Annotated in this window: 8 protein-coding genes and 1 pseudogene; 8 read left to right on the top strand and 1 reads right to left on the bottom strand. The window is 61.0% G+C overall.

Annotation, left to right across the window (positions count from 1 at the left end; all coding sequences use genetic code 11):
- Nucleotides 1-1,597 (top strand): SDR family NAD(P)-dependent oxidoreductase (locus VJV58_RS09420; RefSeq protein WP_324137071.1); only part of this gene is annotated, 1,597 nt, incomplete at its 5' end.
- A gap of 64 nt (nucleotides 1,598-1,661) precedes the next feature.
- Here VJV58_RS09420 and VJV58_RS09425 read toward each other — a convergent pair.
- Nucleotides 1,662-2,621, bottom strand: coding sequence for a lysylphosphatidylglycerol synthase transmembrane domain-containing protein (locus VJV58_RS09425; protein WP_324137079.1), 960 nt, complete (start codon nucleotides 2,619-2,621; stop codon nucleotides 1,662-1,664).
- A gap of 196 nt (nucleotides 2,622-2,817) precedes the next feature.
- Here VJV58_RS09425 and VJV58_RS09430 point away from each other — a divergent pair, with 196 nt between their 5' ends.
- From VJV58_RS09430 to VJV58_RS09460, 7 genes and pseudogenes are all read left to right on the top strand, one after another.
- Nucleotides 2,818-3,807: an NAD-dependent epimerase gene (locus VJV58_RS09430; RefSeq protein ID WP_324137072.1), complete on the top strand. Its 990-nt coding sequence runs from the start codon at nucleotides 2,818-2,820 to the stop codon at nucleotides 3,805-3,807.
- Between the two features lie 7 nt (nucleotides 3,808-3,814).
- Nucleotides 3,815-5,227 carry a mannose-1-phosphate guanylyltransferase/mannose-6-phosphate isomerase gene (locus VJV58_RS09435; protein WP_324137073.1) on the top strand — a complete coding sequence of 471 codons (1,413 nt, stop codon included), beginning with the start codon at nucleotides 3,815-3,817 and terminating at the stop codon, nucleotides 5,225-5,227.
- A 190-nt stretch (nucleotides 5,228-5,417) separates the two neighbouring features.
- Nucleotides 5,418-6,431: a Gfo/Idh/MocA family oxidoreductase gene (locus VJV58_RS09440; RefSeq protein WP_324137074.1), complete on the top strand. Its 1,014-nt coding sequence runs from the start codon at nucleotides 5,418-5,420 to the stop codon at nucleotides 6,429-6,431.
- Nucleotides 6,432-6,493: 62 nt separating this feature from the next.
- A complete protein-coding gene (locus VJV58_RS09445; protein WP_324137075.1) occupies nucleotides 6,494-7,645 on the top strand; it encodes a DegT/DnrJ/EryC1/StrS family aminotransferase in 1,152 nt (383 codons plus the stop codon).
- Nucleotides 7,646-7,765: 120 nt separating this feature from the next.
- Complete coding sequence (gene murJ / locus VJV58_RS09450) at nucleotides 7,766-9,295, top strand: murein biosynthesis integral membrane protein MurJ (RefSeq protein WP_324137077.1); 1,530 nt, start codon at nucleotides 7,766-7,768, stop codon at nucleotides 9,293-9,295.
- A 67-nt stretch (nucleotides 9,296-9,362) separates the two neighbouring features.
- Nucleotides 9,363-11,669, top strand: a complete 2,307-nt coding sequence (locus VJV58_RS09455; protein ID WP_324137078.1) for a xanthine dehydrogenase family protein molybdopterin-binding subunit — start codon at nucleotides 9,363-9,365, stop codon at nucleotides 11,667-11,669.
- Nucleotides 11,670-11,779: 110 nt separating this feature from the next.
- A pseudogene (locus tag VJV58_RS09460) lies at nucleotides 11,780-12,020 on the top strand (cytochrome C555); the annotation flags it as partial.

Raw genomic sequence — 12,020 nt, forward strand, 5'->3', positions numbered from 1 at the left:
GACCATCGTTCTGTACTGGTTTCTCGAGGTGTTCTTTCTGAGCGCTTTGCGCTTCGCCTACCGTTACTTCCGCTATTCACGCACTCGACATCATGCCCGGACCGAGGGCGCTTCACCGACGCTGCTGGTTGGCCGCGCGGCCGATGCGGAGATACTTCTCCGTGGCATCGAAAGTGGCGCGGTCAAGCACCTGTGGCCTGTTGGCGTATTGTCGCCATCGCCGGCCGATCGGGGCCAGTTGATCCGGAACATACCGGTGCAGGGTGGAATTGACGATTTCGAGGACGTCATTGCCGATTTCGTCAGGCGCAACAAGCCGATCGCGCGGCTGGTTATGACTCCCTCGGCCTTTGAGCCCGATGCCCGGCCTGAATCTGTGCTGATGCGAGCGCGAAGGCTCGGCCTGATCGTTAGCCGCCTCCCTTCTCTCGACAGCGGAGAGACGCCGAGGCTGACGAATGTCGCGGTGGAGGATCTGTTGCTGCGGCCCAGCGAAAATATCGACTACGCACGGCTCGAAGCGCTGGTGAAAAACAAGGGGGTCATCGTTACCGGGGGTGGCGGATCGATCGGTTCGGAGATTTGCGAGCGCGTGATCACCTTCGGGGCGGCGCGGTTGCTGGTCATCGAGAACTCCGAGCCCGCGCTCTACGCCGTCACCGAAGCGCTGGCGGCCCACAAGAGCGGCGCGCTGATCGAGGGCCGTATCGCCGATATTCGCGATCGGGAGCGCATCCTGCGGCTGATGAGCGAATTCAAGCCCGACATCGTATTTCACGCGGCCGCCCTCAAGCATGTCCCGATTCTCGAGCGCGATTGGAGTGAAGGCGTCAAGACCAACATCTTCGGCTCGATCAACGTGGCGGACGGGGCTTTGGCGGCGGGAGCTGAGGCCATGGTGATGATCTCGACTGACAAGGCGATCGAGCCGGTTTCGATGCTCGGGCTGACCAAGCGTTTTGCCGAGATGTATTGCCAGGCGCTCGATCACGATCTGGCGTCCCAGCCGGGCACCAAGCCGCCGATGCGGCTGATCTCGGTTAGATTCGGCAACGTGCTGGCGTCGAACGGCTCGGTGGTGCCGAAGTTCAAGGCTCAGATAGAGGCGGGTGGTCCAGTGACGGTCACTCATCCCGATATGGTCAGGTATTTCATGACCATCCGCGAGGCCTGCGATCTGGTGATTACGGCCGCTACGCATGCGCTGGGGCCCGTGCGTCCGGACGTCTCGGTTTACGTGCTCAACATGGGCCAGCCGGTCAAAATCGTCGAGCTTGCCGAGCGCATGATCCGGCTTTCCGGCCTGCAGCCGGGCCATGACATCGACATCGTCTTCACGGGAATGCGTCCCGGAGAACGGCTGAACGAAATCCTGTTCGCCAATGAGGAGCCGACGATCGAGATCGGGTTGGCGGGGGTGATGGCGGCGAAACCCAATGAACCGGCGATGGAGACGCTGCGGAAGTGGATCGCGGCGCTCGAGCAGGCGATCGCGGAAGATGATCGGGCCACCATCAGGGCCGTTCTCAAGGATGCCGTCCCGGAATTCGGTTCTAGCGCATCAGCCAATGCGGACGTGACACTCAGCCCGCTTTAGAAAACCTGAATTTTGCGAATTGGAATCGACTTGGAGAACCGCAGGAAGATCGCCGCGCGGCTGATCATTCCGGCACCTTGATTGGCGAGATGCCCTGCGCGGCTTTCTCGTCGCTGAAGATCCAAACCAGGCCGCCGAAGGCGCCCACGATAAAGGACACCGCGCCGAACAATAATGAAATGTTGACGCCCTCGTTTGTCATCAGCCCGGCATATCCGAACGCCAGTCCCATGGTGGCTTCGCGCAATCCCCAGCCGGCAATCGAGATTGGCAGCATGGTGATGAGCATGACAGGCGGCAGCAACTGAAACACCTGGCCAAACGACACCGGCGCCGCAATTGATTGTACGACGCACCACGCGATGATGACGGTGAGGACGTGCACCAACAAGGAGGCTGCCGCAATGATCGGCCCGTGCTGCCGGCTGAAGATTACGCGGTTCGCTATCACCGCGCAGGCGTGAACATGGTGCGTTCCCCACCAGCGCTTCAGCCAGGGCCATCGCAGCCGGCCAAGCACGAGAAATCCGAGCCCGCCGGCGAGCGCGAGCAAGTCGATCAGCAGAAGCGCCGACCTGCCGGCCGCATCGGTGATCAGGTTGTAGCTCCACGGCAGGCTAGCAACGATGAGGATGGCAAGCGCGATCAGGCCGATGGCGCGGTCGACGAAAATGGAATAGGTCGCGGCGCGCCATCCGGCGCCACCGCGCGCGACCAGCCACAGTCGCACCGCGTCGCCGCCGATCGAGGAGGGCAGCGTCTGGTTGAAAAAAGTTCCGATCAGGTTGTATCGCATGGCCTGACGTGTACCGAGAGGCGCGCCACAAACATCGCTGATTTCGCGCCATCGCAGCACCCCGACAAAAATCTGCAGGAACGTCACCGCGATGGCCAACGCGATCCAGCCCAGGCTCGCAATATCGATCCGTGAGGCAAGGTTTGAGAGATTGGCCTTGCGGAGCGCGAGATAAAGCAGCGCCGCCGAAATCAGTATTTTCAACGTCGAAAACAGGAATTGGCGCATCTCGTTCGCGCTCGCCAGGCTCGAGGGGATGGTCACAGCGCAATTCGCTGCATGCGCCGAACGTCGCCGCCTTGGTATGTTTTTCGAGCGCATCTGGCAATAGCCGGGGCGGCTGGCTCTTGCGACATCCGCAACACGGCGGTTAAAGAGGCTCCGGCAGAGGCCGAGCCGAACCGATGACGAAAAAGGGGGAGCAATGTCGGACCAGACGATCTTGGTCACCGGTGCGGCCGGCTTTATCGGATTTCACGTTGCTCGCCAGCTTTTGGCGGAAGGCCGCCCGGTTGTCGGGCTCGATAATCTGAACAGCTATTATGATCCGGCCCTGAAGCAGTCGCGGCTGGATATCCTGCGGCAGCATCGGCAATTCAGTTTCGTGCAGCTCGAACTCGCCGATCGTGCGATCACCGATCAATTGTTTGCAAAACATCGGTTTGCGACCGTCGTCCATCTCGCAGCCCAGGCTGGCGTTCGCTACTCGATCGACAATCCTCACGCCTATGGTGACTCGAACCTGACCGGTTTTCTCAATGTGCTGGAAGGGTGCCGGCATCATGGCTGTTGTCACTTGGTGTACGCGTCCTCGTCATCGGTTTACGGGGCCAACACCAAGCTGCCGTTTTCGGTCGAGGACAAAACGGATCGTCCCATCAGCCTTTACGCCGCGACAAAAAAGGCGAACGAGCTGATGGCTCATTCCTACAGTCATCTCTACCGTTTGCCGGTGACGGGCCTGCGTTTCTTTACGATCTATGGACCATGGGGACGGCCGGATATGGCGATTTTTCTATTCGCCGATGCGATCCTGAAGGGAACCCCGATCAGGCTCTTTAACCATGGCGACATGCGGCGCGACTTCACCCATATCGATGACGTGACCCGTGTCATAATGCGCCTGGTGCACCACATCCCCGAAGCGGGGGCAAGCACAGGGTCTGCGCCGGCACGGGTGTACAATGTCGGTAACCAGCGGCCGGAACAGCTCTTGCACGTGGTCGCTTTGCTGGAGAAAGAGTTGGGACGCAAGGCAGTCAAGGATATGTTGCCAATGCAGCCTGGCGACGTCATGGAGACCTATGCGGACATAGGCGATCTGATGCGCGATGTCGGGTTCAAGCCGCACACGTCGATCGAGGATGGCATTCGCGATTTTGTCGCGTGGTATCGCGACCACTACAAGCTTTGAGGCGGTGATGGCCGGAAGAATTGTTCCACTGATCATGTGCGGCGGCGCTGGAACGCGGCTCTGGCCGGCTTCGCGCGAAGTGCATCCGAAGCAATTCTTGCCTTTGTTTGGTGCGCGATCGACGTTCCAGAATACCATCCTGCGCGTATCTGATAGGGAGCTGTTTGATCGTCCGATTATCGTCACCAACAACGCCTATCGATTCATGGTGCTGGAGCAGTTAGCGGAGATCGGTGCCGAAGCCGATGTCCTGCTCGAGCCGACACGGCGGGATTCAGGGCCGGCAATAGCAGCGGGCGCGGTGTTTGCGCAAACGCGCGACCAGGAAGCGATCGTGCTCGCGCTTGCAGCCGATCACGTCGTCCGCGATACGGGCGGATTCATTGCTGCGTGCCGGCAGGGCCTGGTCGCGGCGCAGGCCGGGCATATCGTCACGTTCGGTGTCGAGCCGGAGCGCGCGGCCACTGAATACGGCTACATCAGCCCGGGCGAGATGATCTCGGGCGAGGTCCGCAGCGTCGCAAAATTCGTCGAGAAGCCGGATCCTGCGACTGCCGCCGAATACATCAGCGCTGGTTATCTCTGGAACAGCGGCAACTTCATGTTCCGCGCCTCGGTCCTGCTTGAGGAATACAGCAAGTCCGATGCCGAAAGCGTGCAGTCTGTCACGCGCTCCGTCGTCGATGCCGGGCGTGATCTCGGCTTCGTCATCCTTGAACCCAAAGCATTTGAATCGGTCAAACCGATCTCCATCGACTATGCGGTGATGGAGAAGACCGGGCGCGCCACCGTGATTCCGGTCGCGTGCGGCTGGTCGGACGTTGGCTCCTGGCACGCGGTGTGGGAGTTGTCGGAAAAGGACAGTGAAGGCAATGCCGCTGTCGGCACCGCGGTGTTTGAAGATTCCCGCAACTGCAATGTCACGACCGATAAGGCGTTGGTTGCGCTGGAAGGCGTTGACGATCTCGTGGTGGTGGCGACGCAGGACGCCGTGTTGGTATCGCGCCAGAAGGATGCCAATGGCCTGAAGCGACTGGTGACGAAATTGAAGAAGGTGGCGCCGCAGGTCACCGAGGAGCATCTCAAGGTCCACCGGCCGTGGGGCTCGTACCAGTCCGTCGATATGGGCGCACGGCATCAGGTCAAGCGCATCATCGTCAAACCGGGCGGTCGGCTATCCCTGCAAAAACATCACCATCGTTCCGAGCATTGGATCGTGGTGCGTGGTGCCGCGCGGGTCACCCTCAACGAACTGGTCAAGACTGTGCATGAGAACGAATCGATTTACATCCCGATCGGCGCGACTCATCGCATGGAAAATCCGGGCAAGATTCCGCTTGAGCTGATCGAGGTTCAGACCGGAAGCTACCTTGGGGAGGACGATATCATTCGGATCGAGGACGACTATAAGCGCAGTTAGTCCGACCGGAGCGACGCGAGGGGCGAATCAAGCTATTTTGGGCAACGTCCGGCGGCCAAACAGTCGCCGCGCGGCATGTAATTGTTTGAATCAAAATGTGTCCTGGAAGGATACTCGGCAATCGCCACCTCCTTGGCGACATGCTACGAGAGCCCCAGGGGATATCAGCGGCGAACTGGGGGTCGGCCATATGAGTTTGAAGGGGTCCGCAGGGGGCGCGAAACAGCAGGTCAGGGGCGCACTTCGAGTCGGCGTGATCGGTGCGGGCGTCATGGGCAGCAATCATGCCCGCGTGCTCGCCGGCATGCCGGATGTCACGCTGGTCGGAACCGTTGATCCACTGCCGGCGCATCGGGCGCGCGTCACCGATCTGACGGGGTGCCGCACGTTCGCGAGCCTCGATGAGCTGATCGTGGCAGGAGTCGACGCCGTCACCATCGCGGCGCCGACCCATCTTCATCATGAAATCGCGCTCGCCTGTATCGCCAGGGGTATTCACCTCCTCGTTGAAAAGCCAATAGCATCTACAGTCGAGGAAGGACGCGACATCGTTTCCGCCGCGCATCAGGCCGGTGTGACCTTGATGGTTGGTCACGTCGAACGATTCAACCCGGCCGTCGCGGCGATCAAGCACGCAATTTCCGGTGAAGACATCCTGTCAATCGCGATCACGCGCGTCGGACCATTCCCGCCACGCATGTCCAACGTAGGTGTTGTGATCGATCTCGCGGTGCATGACATAGATCTGATCCGCTGGTTCACCGAATCCGATATCGTGGAGGTGCAGCCGCAGCTCTCGAGCGCGGTGGCGGAGCGCGAAGACATTGCGCTGCTTCAATTCCGCACCGCCTCCGGCGTGCTCGCGCATATCAACACCAACTGGCTGACGCCGTTCAAGGCGCGCAACGTCACCGTTGCCACCCGTGACAAATACGTGATGGGCGATCTACTCACCCGCCAGGTCACCGAGTGTTTCGGATTCAAGCCTGATGGTAGCTACTCGATGCGGCATCTGCCGGTAGGTCATGACGAGCCTCTGCGCGCCGAGCTGATTGCATTCGTTCAGGCCGTCCGTTCCGGCGGGCTGCCGGCCGTGACCGGGGATGAAGGCGTTGCCAGCCTTGAAATTGCCACCCGCTGCCTCGAAGCGCCTGCGAGACCTGCGTCGTCCGCGCGCAAGGTGCCGCGGCGAGCAGTCGGCTGAAGCATGCTCACGTCCCGGCCGAGCGCTCGCTGATGCCGCGTTCTCAACTCCTGCAAAGCTCCATGAACCAGCACCTGCGTTTCGAACCCATTCCCTTTATCGATCTGGCTGCGCAGCGTCGTCGACTGGGCAAGTCCATCGATGACGCGGTTTCGCGCGTGCTCGGGCATTGCCAATTCATAAACGGTCCCGAAGTGGCGCGGCTCGAAGCCGAACTCGCGAGTTTTAGTGGCGCGAAGCATGTTGTGAGTTGCGCCAGTGGCACCGACGCGCTGCTGATGGTGCTGATGGCAAAAGGCATCGGCCGCGGCGACGCGGTATTCTGCCCTTCATTTACGTTCTGCGCGACCGGCGAGGTGGTGGCGCTGATCGGCGCCACACCCGTGTTCGTGGATGTCGATGAAGTCACCTTCAATATCGATGCGGCTTCGCTCAAGTGCGGCATTGCGACCGCCCGCAGACTGGGTCTCAAGCCCAAAGTGGTCATCCCGGTCGATCTGTTCGGACAGAGCGCGGACCACGATGCGATCGGCGAGATCGCGGAAGCCGAGGGGCTGTTCGTGCTCGACGATGCAGCCCAGGCATTCGGCGCCAGCTACAAGGGTCGCCGGCTCGGGACGTCGGGCCTAGCCACCACGACCAGCTTCTTCCCGGCCAAACCGCTTGGTTGCTTCGGCGACGGCGGAGCCATCTTCACCGATGATGCCGGGCTTGCCGAAACGCTGCGCAGTATCCGGGTTCACGGCCAGGGCTCGGACAAATACGACAATGTCAGACTCGGCCTTACAGGTCGGCTCGACACCATTCAGGCCGCGATCCTGATCGAGAAATTGAAGATCTTCGAGGAAGAAATAGCCGCGCGCAACAAGTTGGCCGAGCGCTACGCCCAGGGGCTTGGTAACGTAGTTGGTATCCCACGCCTCGCCGCCGGCTGCACCTCTGTCTGGGCCCAATACACGATCCGGCTGCCCAGGGGTTGCGATCGCGATGCATTCGCCGCCACGCTGAAGGCTCAGGGCATTCCGACCGCGATCTATTATTCTAAGTCCATGCATCAGCAAACCGCCTATCGGGATTTCCCGGTGGCGGATGGCGGGCTTCCGGTCAGCGAAAGGCTTTCGGTTGATGTCATCAGCCTGCCGATGCATGCCTATCTCGACGAGCCGACTCAGGAGCGCATCATCAAGGCAGTGCGTGGCGCGTCCGGCGCATGATTCGGCGGCATGCCAGAATTGATCGAGGCTGAGCTCGGTCCTCGAAAAAGACCATGCGCAACCGTTAATTCACTTGATTTCGCCGTTTTGAAGCGCCGTCCCATGCTGTAGAAGCGGCGCATGCTCGGTCGCATCTTCACCGTCGGCGGCTATACGCTTCTTTCGCGGCTGACCGGCTTCGCGCGCGATATCATTCTCGCCGCCATTCTCGGAGCCGGACCCGTCGCGGATGCGTTCTTTGTCGCGTTCCGCCTGCCGAATCATTTCCGAGCGATTTTTGCCGAGGGCGCGTTCAATGCGGCATTCGTGCCGGCATTCGCGCATGTTTACGGCCAGCGCGGCGAGGGGCGGGCGCGATTGTTCGCCGATCGCATCTTCAGCCTGCTGCTGGTTTCGCAACTCGTTCTGCTGCTGCTGGCCTGGGTGTTCACGCCGCAGGCAATGAGCCTGCTCGCCCCAGGATTTACCGATGATCCGGAGCAGCGGCGCCTTGCAATCGAGCTGACGCGGATCACGTTTCCTTATCTGCTGCTGATCACGCTGGTGACGCTGTATGGCGGCATGCTCAACGTGATGCAGCGCTTCGCCAGCGCCGCGGCGGCGTCGATCTTGCTCAACATATCCATGATGATGACGCTATCGCTCGCCGCATTCTTTCCAGGCGCGGGCCATGCCGCGGCCTGGGGCGTCTTGATTTCCGGCTTCCTGCAATATTTTTTGCTGGCGGGGGACTTGGCGCGGCATGGGGGCCTGCCTCGGTTCGCGCCACTCAAGCTCGATGCCGATGTTCGTGCTTTCTTTCGCGCGCTGGGCCCGGCAACGGTGGGCTCGATGGGCACCCAGGTCGCGCTGTTCGCCGACACCATCATAGCGACCTTTCTTCCCGCGGGCGCGCTCTCGGCCTTGTACTATGCCGACCGGCTCAATCAGCTGCCGATCGGCGTGATCGGTATTGCGATCGGGACGGTGTTGCTGCCGGAGATGTCGCGGCGGCTGACCGCAGGCGATCACGACGGCGCCAAGGCCTCGCAGCAGCGAGCGTTTGAGTTTACACTGTTGTTCGCGCTGCCATTCGTGGCCGCGTTCCTGACCGTGCCCGAAATTATCACGCGCGCGATGTTCGCGCGTGGTGCGTTCTCCCGAGCCGATGCCGCCGCCGCGGGTGCGACGCTTGCGGCCTACGCTGTGGGGCTGATACCATTCGTGCTGATCCGCAGTGCGGTCGCGACGTTCTACGCTCGCAAGGATACGGCAACACCAGTTAAGGCGGCTTTGATCGGCGTGGCCGTCAACGTGGCGCTTAAAATCGCGCTGGTAGGATCGCTGGCTCAGGTCGGTCTGGCGCTGGCGACCGCCGTCGGGGCTTGGATAAACCTTTTGCTTGTGGTCGGATTTGCCATCCGTGCCCGACATCTCGATCTTGATCGCGCACTGCTGCGGCCAGCCGCGAAATTCCTGATAGCCGCTGCCGTGCTCGGCGCAGCGCTATGGTCGGCGGCAAAGTTTGGCGGACCGCATTTGGCGGAGCTGCGCGCATTGCGTGACGAGACCGCGCTATTGGTGCTGATCGTACTCGGCGCTATCGTCTATATCGGATCGATCCTGCTGCTGTTTGGCAGGAGCTGGCTCCGGGCGCTGGTTCGCGGCTAAACCCTTTGCGCTTGATCGCGATCCGCTGCAATATATCCGGGCGTCACCACGGGCAAACGGAGATACGATGGCTCCCATCAAATTCGGCGTCGGTCAAAGCGTTCTTCGCAAGGAAGACGATGCCCTGATTCGCGGCAACGGCCGCTACACCGATGATTACGCGCCGCAGCTGGCGCTGCATGCGCTGGTGCTGCGCTCGCCACACGCTCATGCGAAGTTCGTCATCAACACTACTCGTGCCCGTAGCCTGCCCGGGATCGCCACGATCCTGACCGGCGAGGACGTCAGGGACTTGGGCAGTCTGCCCTGCCTTTTCAATCTCGAAGTGGATCCGTTTACCGGTCCGCCCTATCCGATTCTCGCCGACGGCGAGGTGCGCCACGTCGGCGATGCCGTCGCATTCGTGGTCGCAGATACGATCGATCACGCGCGCGATGCGATTGAATCGATCGAAGTCAACTGGACGCCGCTCCCGGCGGCGGTCGGCGTTGTCCAGGCGGTGAAGCAAGGCGCGCCGCAAGTCTGGCCCGACCATCCCGGCAATGTGCTGTTCGATGTACCCATCGGCGACAAGAAGGCGACCGAGGCCGTATTCAAAAACGCGCATGCGGTCGCCGAGATATCCATCGTCAATCCGCGGGTCGTGACCAATTTCATGGAAACGCGAGCGGCTGTTTGCGAATACGATTCCAAGCGCGATCACCTTACACTGACGATCGGCAGCCAGGGCAGCCATCGCTTGCGCGAAATCCTCTGCGGCATGGTACTGAAGATTCCGCAGGAAAAAATGCGTGTGATCTGTCCCGATGTTGGCGGCGGTTTCGGCACCAAGCTCTTTCCGTATCGCGAATATGCCTTGGTCGCGGTTGCCGCTCGCAAGCTGCGCAAGAACGTCAAATGGGCTGCGGACCGGTCCGATCATTTCATGGGCGACGCGCAGGGACGCGATAACGTCACCACGGCGCGGATGGCACTCGCGGAGGACGGCAAGTTTCTGGCGATGGATGTCGATCTGATGGGCGACATGGGCGCGTATCTATCGACTTTCGGTCCTTATATTCCTCACGGTGGCGCCGGCATGTTGCCGGGCCTCTATGATATCCAGGCATTCCATTGCCGAGTCCGCACCGTGTTCACTCACACAGTGCCGGTGGACGCTTATCGCGGCGCCGGCCGTCCTGAGGCGGCCTATGTGGTCGAGCGGCTGGTCGATGCGTCGGCGCGCAAACTGGGGATGACCCCAGACGCGATAAGGCGCAAGAACTTCATCTCGCCGCGCGCGATGCCTTACAAGACCGCCACCGGAAAGGTGTACGATTCCGGCGACTTCACCGCGCACATGAAGCGGGCGATGGATATCGCCAAGTGGAAGGAATTTCCCAAGCGCGCCAGGGCCGCAAAGAAGCAAGGGCTGGTGCGCGGCATCGGATTTTCGACGTATGTCGAGGTCTGCGGCACCATGGGCGAAGAAACTGCCAATGTGAAGCTTGATCCGAATGGCGACGTGACGATCCTGATCGGAACGCAGTCGAGCGGACAGGGCCATCAGACCGCTTATGCGCAACTGGTTGCCGAGCAGTTCGGATTGCCGCCGGAGCGAATCCATATCCTGCAAGGTGACACCGACAAGATCGCAACCGGTCTCGGCACCGGCGGCTCGGCTTCGATTCCGACCGGCGGCGTCAGCGTCGAGCGCGCGACCCGCGACCTCGGCAAGAACTTGCGCGAGATCGCGGCCGAAGCGCTGGAGGCCGGCAGCGGCGACCTCGAGATCAGTGAGGGGACCATCCGTGTTGCTGGCACCGATCGGTCCATCAGCTTTGCCGATCTTGCAAAGCGGCCGGGCGTCGATCCCTCGAAGTTGAACGCAAGCGCGACGTTTACTTCGGCCGATGGCACCTACCCAAATGGCACCCATCTGGCCGAGGTGGAAATCGATCCGGCCACCGGCATCGTCAGCATCGTGAACTACGTGGTGGTGGACGATTTCGGGGTGACGCTAAATCCGCTGCTGCTCGCGGGTCAGGTTCAGGGCGGGGCGATGCAAGGCATCGGACAGGCCCTGATGGAGCAGGCGGTCTACAGCCCCAAGGATGGCCAGCTCGTCACAGGCACGTTCATGGATTATGCGTTGCCGCGCGCTACTGACGGGCCTTCGTTTGTGTTCGAGACCCACAACGTACCATGCAAGACTAATCCGCTGGGGGTGAAGGGCGCGGGCGAAGCCGGTGCGATCGGCTCCTGTCCGGCAGTGGTCAATGCGATCATCGAAGGCCTGTGGCGCGAATACAAAATCGATCACATCGATATGCCCGCGACGCCAGAGCGGGTCTGGATCGCGATCCGCGAGCACCAGCGGCGGCATAGCCTCTGAGATATTTCGACGCGGGAATAAAATCCTCCCCGCACGGTATTACTGCTGGTAGGCCCGAACTCGTCAGGTTCGCGGCTGGAAACATACTTTATGAGATGGAGAACTGACCGATGATACGAGCAGTTGTTGTTGCGGGCGCCTTATTGATCGGTCTGGGCGCTGTGATGGCGCAGCAGGATGTAGCGGTGAAGCAGGATAATTTGATGCGGGCCCAAGGGAAGCAGCTATACAGCGTGATCCTGAAAACCGTGAAAGGCGAAATTCCTTATGATCAGAAATCCATCGATGCCGCCCTCACGCAGCTTGAGGAAGACGTAAGCACGATCCCCACCGTGTTTGCGACCAACCCGA

Origin of the sequence: Bradyrhizobium sp., assembly GCF_035273305.1 — a bacterium.
Lineage (GTDB): Bacteria > Pseudomonadota > Alphaproteobacteria > Rhizobiales > Xanthobacteraceae > Bradyrhizobium.